The following is a 21,156-nucleotide window of genomic DNA, read 5'->3' as shown; positions in this document are numbered from 1 at the left end:
AATAGTTTATTTATTTGTTGAGTTGTAAAATTCGTAAATTTTTTTGGCTTTTGACATACCTACAACCGAAGAAATTTCATTTTCTGTTGCTTGAGCTAATCTTTTAACACTCTTGAAATGTTTTAATAACATAATCATGGTTTTCTCGCCAATTCCAGGAATAGTTTCAAGCGTGGTTTGCAGTGCAGCTTTACTTCTTTTATCCCGGTGGTGCGAAATTCCAAATCGGTGGGCTTCATTTCGCAATTGTTGAATAATTTTGAGTGTTTCTGATTTTTTATCCAAATATAACGGCACAGAATCTCCGGGATAGAACAATTCTTCCAAACGTTTTGCTATTCCTATTATTGCAATTTTACCTCTCAAGTTTAATTCGTCCAAACTTTTTAAAGCTGACGAAAGTTGGCCTTTTCCCCCATCAATTATGATGAGTTGCGGCAAAGGTTGGTTTTCTTCCACCAAGCGTTTGTAGCGGCGATAAACCACTTCTTCCATAGAAGCAAAATCATCAGGACCCACAACGGTTTTTATATTAAAATGCCGGTAGTCTTTTTTGCTGGGTTTTCCATCTTTAAAAACAACGCAAGCCGCTACAGGATTCGTGCCTTGAATGTTAGAATTATCAAAACATTCGATGTGACGCGGCTCAACAGAAAGGCGTAAGTCTTTTTGCATTTGTGCCATAATTCGATTGGTATGTCTCTCCGGATCTACAATCTGAATTTGTTTCAATTGCTCCAATCGATGGTATTTGGCGTTTCGTTGTGACAATTCAAGTATGTGCTTTTTATCGCCCAACTGCGGCACCGTAATTTTTATTTTATCGCCAAAATCCAATTCAAAAGGCAAAATTAGTTCTTTGGAAGTAAGATGAAACCTTTCGCGAAGTTCAACAACAGCCAATTCTAATAATTCCTCATCGCTTTCGTCTAATTTCTTTTTCATTTCCAACGTATGCGAACGAATAATTGCCCCGTGTGAAATTTGAAGAAAATTAACATAGGCCATTGTTTCATCTGAAACAATAGAAAACACATCAATATTGGATATTTTAGGATTTAAAATGGTTGATTTGGCTTGATAATTTTCTAAGATATCTATTTTTTCTTTTATTTTTTGAGCTTCTTCAAATTCCATATTTTGAGCAAAAGCATTCATTTTTTGTTTGAACGTTCGTAAGCTTTCTTTAAAATTTCCTTTCAAAATTTCTCTGATGGCGTCCACTTGAGTTTGATAATTTTCTAACGTTTCCAAACCTTCACAAGGTCCTTTGCAATTGCCAATGTGATATTCTAAACAAACTTTATATTTATGATTTTTGATGTTGTTTTCATTCAAATCATAATTACAAGTTCGCAGCGGATACAATTCCTTAATTAAATCCAGTAATGTGTTTACCGTTTTAAAATTGGTATAAGGGCCAAAATATTCTGAGCCGTCTTTAATCATTTTTCGAGTGGGAAAAATGCGTGAAAACGGTTCTTTTTTGATGCAAATCCACGGATAGGTTTTGTCATCTTTAAGGTTGATGTTGTATCGAGGTTGTAATTTTTTTATCAGATTGTTCTCCAGCAACAATGCATCTTGTTCGCTAACCACAACAATATGTCTGATTTCTACAATCTTTTTTACTAAAACAGCGGTTTTATAATTATCATGAGATTTGGTAAAATAGGACAAAACCCGTTTTTTTAAATTCTTGGCTTTTCCAACATATAAAATTTTGCCTTCTTTATCATAATACTGATAAACTCCCGGATTGTCAGGTAGCGTTTGAAGTTGAAGTTCTAAAGTTGGGCTATTCATTTTACAGTTTCGCAGCAATTAAAAAAGTTACTCTGCTGCATTTTCAAAACAAATTTAACTTTAAAAAAGACACCAAACAAACATTGGTTTCTTTTAACTTTTTTACATTTACCAAATGAATAAAAAAGAAATACGCAAAAAATACAAAGATTTAAGAAGTCTGCTTTCTCCCGAAGAATTGGAGGAGAAAAGTTTGGCAATTGCCAATCAACTTCTGAAATTAGCCATTTGGCAAAAAACCTATTATCATTTATTTCTTTCTATTGAAAAACAAAAAGAGATAAATACGGAGTACATCCTTCAAATTTTAGGCGGAAAAGATAAAGAAATTGTAATCTCGAAAAGTGATTTTGAAACCGGAAAAATGAATCATTTTTTGTTGACTGACAACACAAAAATAAAACTAAACGATTACGGAATTCCTGAACCTATTGACGGTTTGGAAGTGCCTACTAGTAAGATTGACGTGGTTTTTGTACCGCTTTTAGCTTTTGATAAAAACGGTCATCGGGTGGGATACGGAAAAGGATTTTATGATCGCTTTTTATCGGAATGCAAGCCTGAAACGATAAAAGTTGGGCTGTCTTTTTTTGCTCCTGAAACAGCAATTGCTGATTTTGATGAGAGAGATATCCAATTAAATTATTGTGTTACTCCTGAAGAAATTTATAGCTTTTAAGCTTCAGATGTTTGATTTTCAACCTCTTTTGTAGGTGCAAATGCTTTTTTATTGAATACAATCAAAATTCCAACACCTGTTGAAATGGCCATATCTGCAATGTTGAAAATGGCATTAAAAAAAGTGAAATACTTTCCGCCCCAAATTGGCAACCATTCCGGCAGAATTCCTGACCAAAAAGGGAAATATAACATATCCACCACTTTTCCATGAAACAGCGTTCCATAAGGATTTTCAGAAAATAGCGTAGCCGGTGCGTGAAAACTATCGTTAAAAATTACGCCATAAAAAACACTGTCAATGATGTTTCCAAAAGCTCCGGCAAAAATTAATGAAATAGCAACAATTAGATAGTTGGATGCTTTTGTTTTAACCGAACTCCACAACCAATAAGCAATACCAAAAACAGCAAAGATTCTGAAAACCGTCAGAAATAATTTTCCATATTCACCTGGAATAACCGTTCCCCAAGCCATTCCTTCATTTTCAATCAACATAATTCGAAACCATTCGGCTACTTTAATTTCGCCTGCCTCGCCATAAATAAAATTGGTTTTTATATAAATTTTAGAGATTTGATCAACCAATAAAATGATTACGATGAGAAGGGTTGCTTTCTTTAATGACATTGATGAAAATTTATCCTGCAAAAATAGCAATATTATCAAACAAAAAAAGCGTAAAATTCTAATGTTATGAAACTTTTAATAGTTTCAATTGTAGTTAATTATGTAAAAAAAAGTATTTACATTTGAATAGCCATTAAATAAACGTTTTTTTGCTATGAAAACTATTCGCTTTTTTTTCTGTTTTATGCTGATTTTGCCTTTTTTAGGCTGTACTTCAGATGATGGTTCCAACGAAACAGCTGTTTTTGCTGTTCCAATTGTAAAAAGTTTGGATGCCATTCGGTCCGGAATATCAGTAACTGGAGCACGAGAAACCAATTCTGACGGTAAAATATATGTGAGTCAAAATTACCTTTTTTACATCGCTCAAGAGGAGGGTATTCATATTTTTGACAATCAAAATCCGGCAAGTCCGCAAAATATTGCATTTATTGCTTTAGAAGGAGTTCATGACATTGCCGTTAAAGGAAACCATTTATATGCTGATAATTTTGTTGATTTGGTGACTTTTGACATTTCTTCCATACAAAACATTACAGTAATTAACACCTTGCAAAATGTATTTTCTTTTTATCCCATTTTCCCTGACGAAGCAGAGTTTTACGATTATACAGTAATGCCAAATGCTAATGAAATCATTGTGGGCTATCATTTAGAAACCAAAAAAAGACCAACCGGCATGCATTTGAATTTTGCGAATGACGCTTTTGAAGGAGCACAAGGTGCCGGAGGTATTGTTGGTGTTGGTGGATCGTATGCTCGGTTTCAAATAAACAACAATGCGTTGTATGTGATTGAACCGTTTCATTTGAATGTAATCAATATTTCAAACCCATTACAACCGGTTTATGTGAGTCCTATTTACATGACGGAATGGTTTGGTGGTGGCCAATTTGAAACCTTGTTCAAACAAAAAAACTATTTGTTTGTTGGAGCCACAAACGGAATGTTTGTATTTAACGCTACTGATGAATTTAACCCCTATTATGTTTCCGGTTTTTCGCATGCTACGGCTTGTGACCCGGTGGTAGTTCATGAAAATACAGCTTATATTACTGTTAGAGGTGGTACTACTTGTGGAGCCATTGAAGATCAAATCAATGTAATTGATATTTCTAACATTGCTAATCCAACATTACTTTCTACCTATTTAATTGCACAACCTTATGGCTTAGGCCACAGAAACAACACCTTATATGTGTGTTGTAAAAATGGTGGTTTAAAAGTTTTTAATGCTACAAATGGTAATGCTCTAAGTTTAGAGAACACGTATGCCGATATAGTAACCGATGTTATTCCTTTGGATTCGCATTTAATTGCTGTGGGAATGAATAAAATAATTCAATACAACTATGGTCCAAACTTCACATTGCAACAATTGAGCGTTGTGAATTTTTAATGTAATTACATATCAAACATAAAAAAAGCTCCAAATTGGAGCTTTTTTAGTTATGTAAAGTTGTTACCGCTGTAAATTTTTTGCTTCAATACTCATAGTAGCATGCGGCACTAATTTTAAGCGTTCCTTAGAAATTAATTTGCCTGTAACTTTGCAAACTCCATAAGTTTTGTTTTCTACTCTGAAAAGGGCATTTTTTAAGTCGCGGATAAATTTTTCCTGACGAATTGCTAATTGAGAGTTGGCTTCTTTAGACATGGTTTCGCTGCCTTCTTCAAAAGCTTTGAATGTGGGTGATGTATCATCAGTTCCATTATTCAAATCGTTCATATAGGCACTTTTGATTAATTCTAAATCATTTTGAGCTTTCTCAATTTTTTTTAAGATAATTTCTTTGAACTCAGCCAAGTCGGTGTCAGAGTATCGTACTACTTCATCTGTCATATTCTTATTATTTTGAAATTAATATTTTTGTTATAATAGCATCAAACTCAATTTCTGTACCGTTTTTGATTTCGCTTTCAAAAACTAAATCTGATGTTAGTGTTTCTGATTTAACATATTCTATATTCGCCTCAATTGCTGCTTCTAATGTTTCATTATTTTGCAATTGTACTTTTATTTTATCGGTTACTTCAAATCCGCTGTCTTTACGAAGGTTTTGGATTCTATTTACCAATTCTCTTGCTATTCCTTCTTTTCTTAATTCATCGGTAATTGTAATGTCTAAAGCAACTGTAATTCCGTTAGCATTTGCAACTAATAATCCGGGAATATCTTGAGAGGAAATCTCTACATCATCCAATGCTAAAGTTATACTTTTTCCGCTAATTTCAATATCCAAACTTCCGTTGCGGTCTAATTCATTAATCTGCTCTTGATTAAATTCTTGTATCGCTTTGGAAACCAGCCCCATATCTTTTCCAAAACGTGGGCCTAAAGCCTTAAAATTAGGCTTAATTTGTTTGACTAAAACCCCGGAAGCATCGTCTAATAATTCAATTTCTTTAACGTTTACTTCGGCTTTTATCAGGTCTGAAATGGCTTCAATTTCAACACGTTGTTTTGCGTCAAGTATAGGAATCATAACCTTTTGCAACGGTTGACGTACCTTAATCATTTCTTTCTTTCGCAACGATAAAACCAACGAAGAAACCGTTTGAGCTTTCATCATTTTGCTCTCCAATGATTTATCAACATATTTTTCAACATACTTTGGAAAATCAGCCAAATGTATGCTGTCAAAATTTTCTGAACGTGTTGCTTGTGTTAAATCTTTGTAAAGCCTGTCCATAAAGAAAGGAGCGATTGGAGCCGCTAATTTTGAAACGGTAACCAAACAGGTGTAAAGTGTTTGATAGGCTGCAATTTTATCTGTCCCATAGTCACCTTTCCAAAAACGTCTTCTGCAAAGACGCACATACCAGTTACTTAAATTCTCTTGTACAAACTCAGAAATATCACGAGCGGCTTTGGTTGGCTCATAATCTTCATAATAACTTTCTACATTTTTTATCAACGTATGTAATTCTGATAAAATCCATCGGTCAATTTCCGGTCTCTCTTCCAGAGGAATATCAGCTTCAGAATAGTTGAACTCATCTATATTGGCATACAACGCAAAGAACGAGTAGGTATTATAAAGTGTTCCAAAGAATTTGCGTCGTACTTCTGCTACTCCTTCAATGTCAAATTTTAAATTGTCCCACGGATTTGCGTTTGCAATCATATACCAACGTGTAGCATCCGGACCATATTCTTCTAATGCCTTAAATGGATCGATGGCGTTGCCCAATCGTTTTGACATTTTTTGTCCGTTTTTGTCTAACACCAATCCGTTGGAAACCACATTTTTATAAGCAATTTTATCAAAAACTAACGTTCCAATGGCGTGAAGCGTATAAAACCAACCTCTGGTTTGATCAACACCTTCCGCAATAAAATCAGCCGGGAAAGCTTCGTTGTTGTCAATTAAATTTTTATTTTCAAATGGATAATGCCATTGAGCATAAGGCATCGCTCCACTGTCAAACCAAACATCAATCAAATCGGTTTCTCGTTTCATGGGTTGGCCCGATGGTGAAACCAGTACGATTGCGTCAACAACATTTTTATGTAAATCAACCAAATCATAATTGGTTTCTTCCATATTTCCAACTTCAAAAGCCTTGAAAGGATGCTCTTTTTGAATTCCCGCAGTAATTGATTTTTCTATTTCACTGTAAAGTTCTTCAACAGAACCTATGCAAATTTCTTCTGTTTTATCTTCTGTTCGCCAAATTGGCAATGGAATTCCCCAATATCTTGAACGGGACAAATTCCAATCATTGGCATTTTTTAACCAGTTTCCAAAACGCCCTTCTCCGGTTGCTTTTGGTTTCCAGTTGATGGTATCGTTTAAGTCGAACATTCGTTCTTTAACGTCAGTAACTTTGATAAACCAAGAATCCAAAGGATAATATAAAATCGGTTTGTCTGTTCGCCAACAATGCGGATAACTGTGAACGTATTTTTCAACTTTAAATGCTTTGTTTTCTTCTTTCAAACGAATGGCAATGTCAACATCAACCGAGCGTTCGGGAGCTTCGCCATCGTTATAATATTCGTTCTTCACATATTTCCCTGACATTTCACCCAATCCGTTGATGAATCTACCTTGTAAATCAACTAAAGGTACAGGAGTTCCATTCTCATCTAAAACTAACATGGGTGGTACTTCGGGAATTGCTTCTTTGGCCACTTTAGCATCATCTGCACCAAAAGTTGGAGCTGTGTGAACCACACCTGTTCCGTCTTCTGTTGTTACGAAATCACCGGTTATTACTCTAAAAGCATTTTCAGGATTTAGGTAAGGCAAAGCTAAAGGCAATAATTGCTCGTAGCGAATACCTACTAAATCTGCACCTTTACATTCCGTTATAATTTGATAGGGTATTTTTTTATCGTCAGCTTTATAATTTGTAAAATCCGTATCGTTTTCTGTAATAAAATATTTTCCGGCAAACTGCTTTCCGACCAAATTTTTAGCTAAAACAACTTGTATTGGTTCAAATGTATATTGATTAAAAGTTTTGATTAAAACATAATCAATCTTTGACCCAACGGTTAAAGCGGTATTACTTGGCAACGTCCAAGGAGTTGTTGTCCAAGCCAAAATATGAACATCGCCAAATCCTTGTAAAAAATTGGGTAAGGTTTCGGGTTTGGTTTTAAATTGTGCAACTACAGTTGTATCGGTTACATCGCGGTAACTCCCCGGTTGGTTAACTTCATGAGAAGACAATCCCGTTCCGGCTTTTGGTGAATACGGCTGAATTGTGTAGCCTTTATACAACAAGTTTTTGTCATAAATCTGTTTTAACAACCACCAAACCGACTCCATGTATTTGGATTTATAGGTTACATACGGATCTTCCATATCTACCCAATAACCCATTTTTTCAGTAAGATCATTCCAAACGTCTGTATAACGCATCACTGTTCGTTTACAGGCTTCGTTGTATTCTTCAACGGTAATTTTTACGCCAATATCTTCTTTTGTAATGCCTAATTCTTTTTCAGTACCCAATTCAACCGGCAATCCGTGCGTATCCCATCCGGCTTTTCGTTTCACTTGAAATCCCTTTTGGGTTTTATATCTACAAAAAATATCTTTAATGGTTCTTGCCATTACGTGGTGAATTCCCGGCAATCCATTTGCAGATGGCGGTCCTTCGAAAAACACATACGGCGGTTGATTTTCTCGAGTGGTTACACTTTTGGTAAAAACGCCTTCTTTTTTCCAAAAATCAAGGATTTCTGAAGCAACTGTTGGCAGGTCAAGACTCTTATATTCAGTAAATTTTGTACTCATGATAGTGCAGATAAAAAAATCAATTTGCGAAAGTAGTGATTATAAGTAAAAAGGCAAAAGGATTAGCAAAAAGTTAGAAAAGAATCTACTCGCTTTAATTTGAAAAAATTGCTTTGAAAACTTCAATTGATTTGGGTTTTTTAAAACCATCAAGATGCAAAGCATAATAATCAACCAAAATTTTTAAAAGCAATTGACGTTCATTAACCGAAAAAACATTTTGAGTGGTTTCTAATTTTAAGGCAATGGCTTTTTTAAACAGATCGGTTTCCTGTTTTGAAAGACAATTAATCCCTTGAAAAGTGGAAAAAACACCTTCTCTGCTATCAAAAAAATCCAAATCATCATCAACATTATCGGGATAGAAGCCAAAATATTTTGTCATTTCTATCAAAATATACAAATGAAAATTTGCGATATGATCATGAGTGTCAAGCCAAAGTAGGGCCGCTTCTAAAAACTGAAATAAATTTTCGTTTTTTTCTTCTTCGTGAATACTGTGGTGCAACACTTCGGAGAGAAACATGACGATAGTACTTTTTACAACATCTGAAGAGATGGTTTGATAAACATGGCTCATTCGAATTTCTTTAAAATATTCTAATGTGCCTTTGTTTTTGTGAGTAGCTTCAATTTCAAGCAAAGTTAATGGCTGGAAATAACCCGCTTTTTGTTGGTTTTTTTTGTTGGAAAAAGCATTGGCTACAAAATAACTTTTCAAGCCATCAGATGCGGTAAAACATTTTACAATTAAACTTCGCTCTTGGTATTTTAGAGCCGAAATTACAATTGCTTTGGTTTTAACTTGCATTTTAAAATAGCTTTCTTTGAATTGTAATTATCGAATTATCATTACTTTTTTTACTTTGGTTTCTAATCCTTGATCTGCAGAAATAAAAATCATATAAACACCTGAGGCTACTTTATATTTTCCAAATGCGGTGGTATCCCACTCCATGGTTCCGCCTTCTGCAATTTTTTCAAAAACCAAATTTCCTGAAATATCGGTAATTTTCACATTGGCTTTATCCACTAATCCGGTTATTTTGACTGTTCCTGCAAAACCGGGTCTTACCGGATTGGGATAAACCACAACATTATTTAAATTATCATTTGCTTTTGTAGCTGTACCTCTAAATGAAACCATTCCTTTATTTGTTGCAAAAAAAACTTCTCCGGTTTTTCCGTTAATGTCTATATCATTAATGAAATTGCTTGGCAAAGGAGAATTTGAAGAGGTAAAACGTTGAAGCGTTTGTTGACCGTTTGGTGATAAAAGAAAAACACCGGCATCAGCAGTTCCAATCCATTTATTATTTGATCCATCCACAACAATATCTGTAATAAATGTATCGGCTAAAAGTTCTTGTGCTAAACCATCTTCTACAAAAATGATTGGTCGTGATATTAATTCGTCATTACTAAAAAAACGATCTACGCTAGACAAAATTCGCAAGCCACCAACAGACCCAATCCAGACTTGATTTCGGTTGTCAATAGCAATAGCTCTTGTGTCTGTATAAGGATAACCTAAATTATTTTCGGTAGTCACTTTTTTAAATTGTGGGGTTGAAGTTTCATTAAAAGCAAAAACACCTTCTCTGTTTGAAACAAACCATTTGGTGCCATTTTTATCAATTGTCAATCTTCCATAACTTAATGTTAGTGCGGTATTGGCCGTATTTTCAATCGAATAAGATTGCCATTGATTGTTGGGTCTTAAAACTTTCATGGCGTTATTGACAAAGGAATTGGTAACCCACAAATTTCCGGTTCTGTCAAATCCGGAACCATTCATGCGGATATCAACATAATTTGGACTTCCGGCCACGACAAGCGATTCAGGGCCGTTTGGAGTTGTATTATTATATAACTCGGTAAGTTGGTCATTTTCAAATTTCAGAACACCTGAAAAATAGGAACTGAAAAAAACTTGATTTTCATTACTCGGATTAATCGCAACTCTTACTATAGATTTTGCTTCTTGCAAATCTTCATAAGGAATATTTAGCCATCCGGATTCATCAAATTTACTAACACCATAGGAATCTAATGGGTAAGGATTATAGGCTTCGGAATAATCTCCGTAAACAGCCCAAAGAAAATTACCGGAAGGTGCGGTTTGTATTGAAAAAATATTATTTCTAGCCGGACCGCTAGGTAGTACAAAATTTACATCTATAGGGTTAGTAAGATTTACAGTTAATACCCCTGATTCTTTTGTGCCAATAATTAAATTCCCGCTAACAATGGTTACTGATGTAAACTCATCATCAAAATCAGGAATTTGAGTTGTTGAAAGCTGAAAATCTAGTCCAAAATTTTCATTTAAAACAAAGGCTGTTGTTGCAGTGCAAGTAGCAATTTGATTGTTTATCACTTTAAAATCCAATCCGGTCACATTTAAATTAAGTCTTTCAATAAATGTAGACCCATTATATTGATAAATTCTGGCATTTGAATTTAAAGCTACTAATTCATTATTGAGTGTTGAAATAATTCTCCAAAATCCAGCATCAAAAACTTGCCAATTATTAAAATCGATAAGGTTGGGGTTGGCCAAGTCAGCTCTAAAAATTCCATTAAACTGAGTATTTGCGTAAATTGTATTTCCAACGACTGTAGTTTGTAAAACATTTAATTGTTGACCGCTAGGACCAATAATATAAGTGTCTCCAAATAATTTTGTAATCGTATTATAGACAACAATTCCAAATTGACATGAAATGTATAATTTGTTGTCAAATTCATAAAAACTATTGATTCGTTTCAAATTTGGAGCAATTCCGCCTTTGTTAATAATGTCAACAACTTGTCTTACGCTTTTGTCTGATTCGTCAATAATATTGATTAAACCATTTTCATAACCTAAAAAAATGCTATTGGAAGAAGCACTATAAAATTGTGCTGTTATTGTTAAGCCAGATAAACCATCAACTGTGGTGTAGGTTTTCAATTCATTTGTGCTCATGTTTTTTGAAAACAGAGAATTCTCATTGGCTGCAAAAAATTTGGTTGGCGATTGAGACAACTGAGTAACTTCTGAAAAAGAAAAATACCCTTTCCAAAGTGAATTATTTTGGGAATAAAATGAAATCGAAAAAAGAATAACTAAGAATACGAATACTGTCTTTTTCATAAATCGAATTAACAAAAGCAAATATAGAACAAAACGAAATTATATTGAATTTAATATGATTTAATAAAAAAAAGCCGCCCAAATTGGACGGCTATTCTATTATTCGGAATAAATTTTATACAACCCCTTGAGCTAACATAGCATCGGCAACTTTAACGAAACCTGCAATATTTGCTCCTTTTACATAATCAACATAACCTGATTGATCTGAACCGAATTTAACGCATGACGCATGAATATCTAACATAATTCTTTTCAAACGTTCATCCACTTCTTCTGAAGTCCAGCTTAAACGCAAAGAGTTTTGCGACATTTCAAGTCCAGAAGTTGCAACACCACCCGCATTGGAAGCTTTTCCTGGTGCAAAAAGAATTTTAGCATGTTGAAATACTTCAATCGCTTCTGGTGTAGAAGGCATATTTGCTCCTTCAGAAACACACATACAACCATTAGCAACCAATGCTTTTGCTTCTTCTTCATTTAACTCATTTTGAGTTGCACACGGAAGAGCGATATCACATTTTACTTCCCAAGGACGTTTTCCTTCCACAAATTTTGCGTTTGGATATTTTTTTACATACTCGCTAATTCTAGCACGCAACTCATTTTTAATGTGCATAACGTGAGCCAATCTTTCTGCATCAATTCCGTCAGCATCATAAATATACCCTGAAGAATCTGAAAGAGTCACTACTTTACCACCAAGTTCAGTCGCTTTTTCACAAGCATATTGAGCCACATTTCCAGAACCTGAAACGGTTACAATTTTACCTGAAAAACTTTCGCCTTTAGTTTTTAACATACTTTGAGCAAAGTAAACATTGCCGTATCCTGTTGCTTCAGGACGAATTAACGAACCTCCAAAAGATATGCCTTTACCGGTTAAAACTCCCGTAAATTCATTTCTTAATCTTTTGTATTGTCCAAACATATAACCAACTTCTCTTCCTCCAACACCAATATCACCTGCTGGGACATCGGTATCTGCACCAATATGTTTAGAAAGCTCTGTCATAAAACTTTGACAGAATTTCATGATTTCATTATCTGATTTTCCTTTTGGATCAAAATCTGAACCTCCTTTTCCACCGCCCATTGGCAAAGTGGTTAAGCTGTTTTTGAAAGTTTGTTCAAAAGCTAAGAATTTCAAAATACTTAAGTTAACAGAAGGGTGAAAACGAATTCCTCCTTTGTAAGGTCCAATTGCAGAATTCATTTGGATTCTATAACCACGATTTACCTGAGTTTTTCCAGCATCATCTAACCATGTTACTCTGAAGATGATTACGCGTTCAGGCTCTACCATTCTTTCCAGAAGCATTTTGTTCTGATATTTTGTATTTTTTTCAATAAAAGGAATTACAGTTTCTGCAACTTCTTTTACAGCCTGCATAAATTCAGGCTCATTAGGATTCTTTTTAGCTACTGCTTCAACAAAAGAGTGAATACTTTCTGCCATGATTTTTAGATTATTAACGTTTATGAAAACGTTTTCGTTTGATGACACAAATATACATTTTATCTAAAATATAGAATTGGTTTTTTTTTATTCTTCAATCGAATTATTGTTTTTTTAATTATTTCGGAATAATTATAGAAATAAGAAGTTCTTTTTAATCTTTTAGTATTTTAAATTAAAATCTTATTACTATTTGTTTAATTTATAATATTTTTAAAATATGTATTTTGTTTTTCTATATTTGTCACAGTTTTAGCTGTAGAATTTACTTTCATGTCAAAAAGACTTACTTTATTATTGCCTTTTTTACTGGTAATTAGCAATGGTATTGCTCAGTTCAATAGAACCTATCAAGAGATTGGTGTCATGGCAGGTCCTGTTCTTTTTCAATCGGATTATGGTGAAAGAGGTGATTTGGACAATTTAATCAAGAACAACGGTGTTACAGTTGGTCTTTTCTATTATTTATCATTCATAGAAAATTATCCAAATATTCGTGAAAATTTAAAATTACGTTTAGAGGCTTCATATATGAAAAGCGAATTACAACACTATGGAAAATATGTTGACCCAAATAAAACTTCTTTATTTGCACAGCAATTAAGAGCCATGAGGGGATCAACTCAAACAGCTAGCTTAGGGTTTCAAATTGAATATTATCCTTTCAAAACAGACGATTATACTCGTGCTGATTTTTCCCCTTACATAAGTCTAGGATCACAATATAATAATTTCACTTCAAAAGCATGGTCTACTTTAGGGCCATTAGGAACACCTCTTACAACTCCTGAAAAATATATAGATGGGTTCAGAAATGACACAGGCTCTGTTGTTTCCTTTTCGGCAAGCATGGGGGCTCGATATAAGCTATCTGATTATCACGCCATAATTGCGGAAACCAGATGGCAATACTATATGTCTGATTGGGTTGACGGATTAAATCCAGATAAAAGTAAATATAAAGAAAATAAGGCCAATGACTATTCTTTTGCATTGACCTTTGGATATGTTTATTACTTCAACTAAAATTATCTGAACGCTTGTTCGATATCTGCAAGCAAATCATCAATATCTTCTACACCTACGCTCAAGCGAACTAAATCGTCTGTAATGCCAATTTCTTTTCGTTTTTCTGCCGGAATTGAAGCATGTGTCATTAAAGCCGGATGATTCGCCAAAGATTCTACTCCTCCTAATGATTCAGCAAGAGTAAATACTTTCAACTTTTCTAAAAACGAAATGGAATCTTCTTTTTTACCCGATTTAAATGTAAAAGAAACCATTCCTCCAAAACCACCTAACATTTGTTTCTTAGCAATTTCATGAAACGGATGGTCCGGTAAACCAGGATAAAAAACCTTTTCTACTTCAGGGTGATTACTTAAAAATTCGGCTACTTTCATTCCGTTTTCACAATGTCTTTGCACTCTCAAATGAAGTGTTTTAATGCCACGCAAAACCATATAACTGTCTTGTGGACCTAAAGTTCCTCCTGTTGCAAATTGTGCGAAATGTAATTTTTCACCCAATTCAACATCTTTTACAATTAAAGCTCCGGCAATCACATCCGAATGACCCCCTAAATATTTTGTAGCAGAGTGCATTACAATATCCGCTCCTAAGTCCAAAGGTTTTTGAAGATAAGGTGTTGCAAACGTGTTATCAACTGCAAATAAAATTTTTCTCTCGTTAGTAATTTTTGCAATTGCTGCAATATCTGCTAATTTCATCAAAGGATTGGTTGGTGTTTCAACCCAAACCAACTTTGTGTTTTCATTGATTAATGCTTGAAAAGCTACCAAATCATTCATATCTACAAAATGGAATTTGATGCCAAAATCCTGATAAATTCGGGTAAACATTCTGTAGGTTCCTCCGTATAAATCATCCATCGCAATAACCTCATCACCTGGCTTCAGTAATTTTAAAACGGAATCTGTTGCCGCTAAACCAGAAGCAAAGGCTAACCCTCTTACTCCATTTTCAATACTTGCCAAAGCATCTTCAAGTGCTTGACGTGTTGGATTTGCTGCTCTACTGTATTCATAGTGATTGATTGGCACACCTGGACTTTTTTGAGCAAAAGTTGATGTATTGTAAACCGGAGGCATTACGGCTCCTGTTGAAGGATCATGATGTTGACCACCATGGATAACTTTTGTATTGAATTTCATTTGCTTACTATTTTATGCAAAGATAGTAAGTTGAAATTTCTAATTAAATTGGAATGCTAAAGATTAACGAAACATTTTCTATTTTAAATTGAAATAGTATAGTTTAAATGATTTTTCTTTGCATTTAAATTGAATAACAATGAAAAAAATATACTACCTCAAAACCTGTGATACGTGCAAAAGAATCATCAAATCACTTCCAAATACGAATGATTTTATTTTTCAAGATATTAAGGAAGAATCAATAACCGTTAAACAGTTAGACGAACTTCATCAACTAACCGGAAATTACGAAGTCCTTTTCAGTAAAAGAGCTAAATTGTATAAAGAAATGGGTTTGAAAGATGAAAAACTCAACGAATCCGATTTCAAAAGATACATTTTAGAACACTACACCTTTTTAAATCGCCCGGTAATTGTGATTGATAAATCTATTTTCGTTGGAAACAGTCCCAAAACCGTTCAAGCCGCTATTGATTTTTTAGCAAATGAGTAAAAGACATTGGGCGTTAATGGCGGCCACATTGGTCTCCATTATTTATGGGGTTACTTTTACCATTGCTAAAGACGTGATGCCAGAATTTATTGAACCTTTTGGCTTCATAGTTCTTCGTGTTGGTGGTTCGGTTTTACTATTTTGGATGGTTTCTTTTTTTGGTCCGAAAGAAAAAATAGCAACATCTGATTTTCCCAGAATTATTGCTGCCGCTTTTTTTGGTGTGGCCTTAAATATGCTCACCTTTTTCAAAGGTTTGAGTTATACTTCACCCATCATGGGGGCAGTTCTAATGGTTACTACCCCCATTATTGTTTTAATTCTTTCAGCCATAATCATGAAAGAACGGATGTTAAAAAGAAAAGTATTCGGTATCTTTTTAGGTTTAGCAGGAACCGTTTCGCTTATTCTTTACGGCAAATCAATGATCAATGCTCCTAACGAAATGTTGGGGAACTTACTAGTATTTATCAATGCAATATCATACGGTTTTTACCTCATCATCGTTAAAAAATTAATGGATAAATACAATGCTTTTACATTTGTAAAATGGATTTATACATTTGGATTCATAATGGTTTTACCATTTGGATGGAACGAATTTGATGCTGTAAATTGGAACCTCATTCCAACAGGTATTTATTGGAAAATAGGTTTTGTAGTTGTTTTTTCAACCTTCTTAACCTATTTATTGAACTTGGTTTCCATGCGAGAATTAAAACCTACTACAGTGGCAGTTTTTATCTACCTTCAACCGTTATTTGCCACCATCTTTGCCATCAGTTTAGGAAAAGACGATTTGAGTTGGGTGAAAATAGGTTCGGCAATTTTAATATTCACGGGAGTATATTTAGTAACACAAAAGAAGAATGTTCAATAATCAGAAGTTAGTTAGCAGTAACTGAGACACTGAATACTTTTCAACTGAACACTGACCACTTTTTATTATCTTTGAAAACATTTTTTATAATTTATGATACAATCAATGACCGGTTTTGGAAAAGCGTCTAAGCAACTTTCAACCAAAAAAATCACCGTAGAAGTTAAGTCGTTAAACAGCAAAGGTTTGGATTTAAATGTCCGAATGCCTTCTGTTTATCGTGAAATGGAGTTGGGTTTACGCAATGTGATTTCTCAAAAATTAGAACGTGGCAAAGTAGATTTTTCTATCTATATTGAAGTAACCGGTGAGGAAACTTCTTCCAAAATCAATGTACCTATTGTGAGAGGCTACATCAATCAAATGAAAGCAGTGATTCCTAATGCTGATGAAACCGAATTGATGAAAATGGCCGTTCGAATGCCGGATGCGTTGAAAACAGAACGCGACGAAATTGATGAGAACGAATGGAATGAGATTTTAAAAGTAGTTGATGATGCCATGAAAAACATAGCTTCTTTTCGTTTAGACGAAGGAAAATCATTAGAAAACGAATTTGTTACCCGAATCGAAAACATTCAAAAGTATATGAATCAAGCCGTAAGCATGGATGCGGAACGAATTGAAACAGTAAAAAATCGCCTTCGAACCGCTTTAGAAGAATTGGAAGCCAACGTAGATGAAAACCGTTTTGAACAAGAATTGATTTTTTATCTTGAAAAATATGACATTACTGAAGAACGTGTTCGTTTAGAAAACCATCTGAATTATTTCATCGAAACCATTGCCGGAACGGAAGCGAATGGAAGAAAATTAGGATTTATTACGCAAGAAATTGGTCGCGAGATCAATACCATGGGTTCCAAATCGAATCATTCAGAAATGCAAAAATTGGTGGTGATGATGAAGGATGAATTGGAGAAAATTAAAGAACAAGTTTTGAACGTTTTATAAAATAATCACCTCGATGCCGATATTTAAATTTGCTAAAGATTTTAAAAGTTACGCCTTTATTTTATTTTTATTGACATTGTTTTCGTGTGGAAGTGCAATAAAAACCTTGGTGGGTTTTAAAAATCCAAAAGTAGAAACAAAAGAAGCTCTTTTGAGTTATTTATCAGAAATAAAGGAAGATGAAACTACTTATTTTTTGAAAGCTGATAAAATTGGAGATAGTGCCACGGTTTACAGAAATTTCTTTTTCGGATTTAATTCGGATTTATTTATGTTTAGTAAAAACGGTGAAAAATATTGTTATCAGGGAACTGAAGAATGCTCGGGAGTTCAAATGACAAGTGCTTTTAAAAATTTTGAAGAAAATTACGCTCCTTGCACAAATGATTCAACTACAACGCTTCCATCTTTAGTAAATAAATTAGTTGATAAAAACGGAAAAGCGTTAAAGAGTACAGATTTACCATCTGCAGAATATTACATTTTTCAAAGTTGGAACAAATATTCATCGTCATCAAAAAGATTGAAAGATGACATTAATTGGTTATATGATTTGAAGAAAAATTCTACAATTCCAATCGAAATTATATTGGTCAACACCGATTTATTAGAAGAATGGGGTTTGGAAAAAAATGGAGAATTACCCGTAAAATTTAGAAAAGAAGGGAAATCCATTGATATGACTTTTGGTAAATTGCCATTAAAGAAACAATACAATGACTAAAGGAAAACTACTTGTCTTCTCTGCACCGTCCGGCTCAGGAAAAACCACAATTGTTAGGCATTTGTTGGCTCAACCCGATTTGAATTTGGAATTTTCGGTTTCCTGTACAACAAGAGAACCTCGAGGCGAAGAAGTACACGGAAAAGATTATTATTTTATATCGCTCAAAGAATTTAAAAACCACATCAAAGCCGAAGATTTTGTAGAATGGGAAGAAGTGTATCGCGATAATTTCTACGGTACCTTAAAAAGTGAAGTAGAACGCATTTGGGCAAAAGGAAAAAATGTGATTTTTGATATTGATGTTGCCGGCGGATTGCGAATAAAATCGAAATTCAAAACCGAAACCTTAGCCGTTTTTGTAAAACCTCCCAGCATTGATGAATTGAAAATTCGATTGAAAAAGCGTTCCACTGAAAGTGAGGATAAAATCAATATGAGAATTGCTAAAGCATCTGTAGAATTGGCAACAGCACCGCAATTTGACAAAGTGATTAAAAATTATGATTTGGATGTGGCGAAAGCTGAAGCGTATGAATTGGTGAAGAAGTTTGTTAGTCGATAGTCCTTAGTACTTAGTCCTTAGTCCTTAGTTTATAGTACTTAATAAAAAACATATTTATGGCAGCTGTAAATTCATATAAAGATTTACTAATTTGGCAAAAAGGCATAAAAATTGTCCTTTTAATCTATAAACTGGTTAAAAAATTTCCTGATGACGAACGATTTGCTTTAACAAGTCAATTAAAAAGAGCTGCTGTTTCAATCCCTTCAAATATCGCTGAAGGTTTTGGAAGAAATACCGATAAATCATTCAGCTATTTTCTTGATATCGCTAAAGGTTCATTAAACGAAATTGAAACACAACTCATTATATCTAAAGAACTAGATTTTATAAAAGATGCATCTTTATTTGATGAGCTAATGTTTATGATTCAGGAAGAATCAAAAATGATTTATTCATTTTCAAAAACACTCAAAAATTAAGGACTAAGGACTATTCACTAAGGACTAAACTATGAAAATCGGTCTCTATTTCGGCACCTTCAATCCTATTCATGTGGGGCATTTAATCATTGCCAACCACATGGCTGAATATTCTGATTTAGATCAAATTTGGATGGTGGTTACGCCTCACAATCCGCATAAACAAAAAAGTACGTTGTTGGATGATTACCATCGACTAGAAATGGTTCATTTGGCGACCAAAGATTATCCGAAAATCAAACCAACCGATATCGAATTCAAATTACCTCAACCAAATTATACCGTTAATACACTAGCTCATCTTCAGGAAAAATTTCCAACTTACGAGTTTGCTTTGATTATGGGTGAAGACAATCTGAATTCACTTCATAAATGGAAAAATTATGAAGTAATTCTGCAAAACCACGATATTTTTGTTTATCCAAGATTAAATTCCGGTGTGATTGATGAACAGTTTATCAATCATCCAAAAATTCATCGCGTGGGTGCTCCTGTGATTGAGCTGTCTTCTACCTTTATTCGCGAAAGCATCAAACACGGCAAAAATGTAAGAGCCGTTTTACCCGAAAACGTGTGGGCTTTTTTAGATCATAATTTGTTTTATAGGAAGTAATTATTTCTCTTAACACTCCTTTATCACTTGTTCCACATATCCTTTTGTAACTTTGTATACGTTTAAGTTTTAAACCATTTAAACCCTTAAACAATTTTAAACTTTTAAACAATTTACAATGACAAACTTCGATTTATACAATCCAACCAATTACATTTTTGGTAAAGATCAAATAGCCAAATTATCCGAGTTAATTCCGAAAAACAGTAAAATTTTATTGGCTTATGGAGGCGGAAGTATTTTTAAAAATGGCATTTACAACCAAGTAAAATCAGCACTATCCGGTTTTGAAATCGTTGAATTTGGTGGAATTGAACCCAATCCTCGTTTTGAAACATTAATGAAAGCGGTAGAAATCATTCGCAACGAAAAAATCACTTTTATCTTAGCCGTTGGTGGCGGAAGTGTGATTGATGGTGTAAAATTTATTTCCGGAGCCGTGAATTTTGAAGGCGATGCGGTTGAAATTTTGAAAAAACGGGTTTTGTTCAAAGATGTTTCCAAAGTCATTCCTTTTGGAACAGTTTTAACCTTACCTGCCACAGGAAGCGAAATGAATTCCGGTGCGGTAGTGACCATCGAAGCTACTCAGGAAAAATTAACGTTGGGTGGAAGTGCGTTGTTTCCTAAATTTTCCATTTGTGATCCAACTGTGGTGGCTTCTTTACCAAAAAGACAGTTGGAAAATGGTGTTGTAGATGCTTTTACACACGTGATGGAACAATACCTCACGTATCCGCACGATGCCCTTTTGCAAGACCGTTTTGCCGAAAGTATTTTGCAAACGCTGATTGAAATTGGTCCCGATGTGGTCAAAAATCCATCCGATTATAAACTGGCTTCCAACTTTATGTGGTGTGCCACAATGGCGTTAAACGGATTGATTCAAAAAGGTGTTCCGAGTGATTGGGCAACCCACATGATTGGTCACGAATTAACCGCTTTATATGAAATCGATCACGCCAGAACATTGGCAATCATTGGTCCGAATCTATACCGCGTTTTATTTGAAACCAAGAAAGAAAAATTGGCCCAATATGGCGAACGCGTTTGGAATGTTGAAGGCAATTCAATTGAAGAAAAAGCAGAAAAAGCAATACGAAAAACCGTTGATTTTCTTCACGTAATGGGAATGGATACGAAGCTTTCTAATTACACCTCTGATTATGAGAAATCAGCAGATTTTATTGTAAATCGTTTTGAAGAAAGAGGTTGGAAAGCAATGGGTGAAAAGCAGAACATCACGTTGGAAAAAGTGAGAGAAATTGTGGAGATGAGTTATTAGGGATTTGAGATGCTGAAACAAGTTCAGCATGACAGAGATAGAAAAATTCAAAAGGCGTTCCCGAAACAAATTCAGGAAC

At 34.3% G+C, this 21,156-nt stretch carries 19 protein-coding genes; 11 read left to right on the top strand and 8 right to left on the bottom strand.

The features are described from left to right. Positions 1–6 precede the first annotated feature (6 nt). The gene (gene uvrC, locus B3L86_RS03070) at positions 7–1,806 is read right to left on the bottom strand and encodes an excinuclease ABC subunit UvrC (protein WP_291114911.1); all 1,800 of its coding nucleotides are present in this window, start codon (positions 1,804–1,806) and stop codon (positions 7–9) included. A gap of 115 nt (positions 1,807–1,921) precedes the next feature. On the opposite strand from uvrC, the gene B3L86_RS03065 reads away from it, so the two are divergent. Further along, positions 1,922–2,485 carry a 5-formyltetrahydrofolate cyclo-ligase gene (locus tag B3L86_RS03065; protein ID WP_291114909.1) on the top strand — a complete coding sequence of 188 codons (564 nt, stop codon included), beginning with the start codon at positions 1,922–1,924 and terminating at the stop codon, positions 2,483–2,485. Here the strand turns inward: B3L86_RS03065 and B3L86_RS03060 are convergent. Continuing rightward, the gene (locus B3L86_RS03060; protein WP_291114907.1) at positions 2,482–3,114 is read right to left on the bottom strand and encodes a lipoprotein signal peptidase; all 633 of its coding nucleotides are present in this window, start codon (positions 3,112–3,114) and stop codon (positions 2,482–2,484) included. The genes B3L86_RS03065 and B3L86_RS03060 overlap by 4 nt on opposite strands. A gap of 154 nt (positions 3,115–3,268) precedes the next feature. On the opposite strand from B3L86_RS03060, the gene B3L86_RS03055 reads away from it, so the two are divergent. After that, positions 3,269–4,513, top strand: a complete 1,245-nt coding sequence (locus B3L86_RS03055; protein WP_291114905.1) for an LVIVD repeat-containing protein — start codon at positions 3,269–3,271, stop codon at positions 4,511–4,513. A 63-nt stretch (positions 4,514–4,576) separates the two neighbouring features. On the opposite strand, the gene B3L86_RS03050 is transcribed toward B3L86_RS03055, so the two are convergent. The 5 genes from B3L86_RS03050 to gdhA all read right to left on the bottom strand — a co-directional run bounded on the left by B3L86_RS03050 (position 4,577) and on the right by gdhA (position 12,964). After that, entirely contained in the window at positions 4,577–4,957 is a 381-nt protein-coding gene (locus B3L86_RS03050) for a TraR/DksA family transcriptional regulator (RefSeq protein WP_188361441.1), read from the bottom strand. 7 nt (positions 4,958–4,964) lie between these two features. Next, positions 4,965–8,366: an isoleucine--tRNA ligase gene (gene ileS, locus B3L86_RS03045; RefSeq protein WP_291114903.1), complete on the bottom strand. Its 3,402-nt coding sequence runs from the start codon at positions 8,364–8,366 to the stop codon at positions 4,965–4,967. 94 nt (positions 8,367–8,460) lie between these two features. Continuing rightward, positions 8,461–9,177, bottom strand: coding sequence for a DNA repair protein RecO (gene recO / locus B3L86_RS03040; protein WP_291114901.1), 717 nt, complete (start codon positions 9,175–9,177; stop codon positions 8,461–8,463). A 27-nt stretch (positions 9,178–9,204) separates the two neighbouring features. Continuing rightward, complete coding sequence (locus B3L86_RS03035) at positions 9,205–11,505, bottom strand: T9SS type A sorting domain-containing protein (protein ID WP_291114899.1); 2,301 nt, start codon at positions 11,503–11,505, stop codon at positions 9,205–9,207. Positions 11,506–11,620: 115 nt separating this feature from the next. Then, positions 11,621–12,964, bottom strand: a complete 1,344-nt coding sequence (gdhA, locus tag B3L86_RS03030) for an NADP-specific glutamate dehydrogenase (RefSeq protein WP_291115091.1) — start codon at positions 12,962–12,964, stop codon at positions 11,621–11,623. Positions 12,965–13,237: 273 nt separating this feature from the next. Here gdhA and B3L86_RS03025 point away from each other — a divergent pair, with 273 nt between their 5' ends. Next, a complete protein-coding gene (locus B3L86_RS03025; RefSeq protein ID WP_291114898.1) occupies positions 13,238–13,990 on the top strand; it encodes a THC0290_0291 family protein in 753 nt (250 codons plus the stop codon). A gap of 2 nt (positions 13,991–13,992) precedes the next feature. Here B3L86_RS03025 and B3L86_RS03020 read toward each other — a convergent pair whose 3' ends face one another. Further along, the gene (locus B3L86_RS03020) at positions 13,993–15,138 is read right to left on the bottom strand and encodes a cystathionine gamma-synthase (RefSeq protein ID WP_291114896.1); all 1,146 of its coding nucleotides are present in this window, start codon (positions 15,136–15,138) and stop codon (positions 13,993–13,995) included. A gap of 139 nt (positions 15,139–15,277) precedes the next feature. Here B3L86_RS03020 and B3L86_RS03015 point away from each other — a divergent pair, with 139 nt between their 5' ends. The 8 genes from B3L86_RS03015 to B3L86_RS02980 all read left to right on the top strand — a co-directional run bounded on the left by B3L86_RS03015 (position 15,278) and on the right by B3L86_RS02980 (position 21,077). Further along, positions 15,278–15,634 carry an arsenate reductase family protein gene (locus tag B3L86_RS03015; protein WP_291114894.1) on the top strand — a complete coding sequence of 119 codons (357 nt, stop codon included), beginning with the start codon at positions 15,278–15,280 and terminating at the stop codon, positions 15,632–15,634. Next, positions 15,627–16,514 carry a DMT family transporter gene (locus tag B3L86_RS03010; RefSeq protein WP_291114892.1) on the top strand — a complete coding sequence of 296 codons (888 nt, stop codon included), beginning with the start codon at positions 15,627–15,629 and terminating at the stop codon, positions 16,512–16,514. Before B3L86_RS03015 ends, B3L86_RS03010 begins: the two co-directional genes overlap by 8 nt. A 93-nt stretch (positions 16,515–16,607) precedes the next feature. Then, positions 16,608–17,468: a YicC/YloC family endoribonuclease gene (locus B3L86_RS03005; protein ID WP_291114890.1), complete on the top strand. Its 861-nt coding sequence runs from the start codon at positions 16,608–16,610 to the stop codon at positions 17,466–17,468. 13 nt (positions 17,469–17,481) lie between these two features. Then, entirely contained in the window at positions 17,482–18,192 is a 711-nt protein-coding gene (locus B3L86_RS03000) for a hypothetical protein (protein WP_291114888.1), read from the top strand. After that, positions 18,185–18,757, top strand: a complete 573-nt coding sequence (gmk, locus tag B3L86_RS02995; RefSeq protein ID WP_291114886.1) for a guanylate kinase — start codon at positions 18,185–18,187, stop codon at positions 18,755–18,757. Before B3L86_RS03000 ends, gmk begins: the two co-directional genes overlap by 8 nt. Before the next feature lie 56 nt (positions 18,758–18,813). Further along, positions 18,814–19,179: a four helix bundle protein gene (locus B3L86_RS02990; RefSeq protein ID WP_291114884.1), complete on the top strand. Its 366-nt coding sequence runs from the start codon at positions 18,814–18,816 to the stop codon at positions 19,177–19,179. A gap of 31 nt (positions 19,180–19,210) precedes the next feature. Then, positions 19,211–19,792 (top strand): nicotinate (nicotinamide) nucleotide adenylyltransferase, encoded by a 582-nt coding sequence (nadD, locus tag B3L86_RS02985; protein ID WP_291114883.1) that lies wholly within the window; start codon positions 19,211–19,213, stop codon positions 19,790–19,792. 118 nt (positions 19,793–19,910) lie between these two features. After that, entirely contained in the window at positions 19,911–21,077 is a 1,167-nt protein-coding gene (locus tag B3L86_RS02980; protein ID WP_291114882.1) for an iron-containing alcohol dehydrogenase, read from the top strand. Positions 21,078–21,156 lie beyond the last annotated feature (79 nt).

This window comes from Flavobacterium sp. UBA6135 (assembly GCF_002428305.1).
GTDB lineage: Bacteria > Bacteroidota > Bacteroidia > Flavobacteriales > Flavobacteriaceae > Flavobacterium.
Note: the sequence above shows the minus strand (reverse complement) of the source record. Positions and strands in the feature narration are given on the sequence as shown.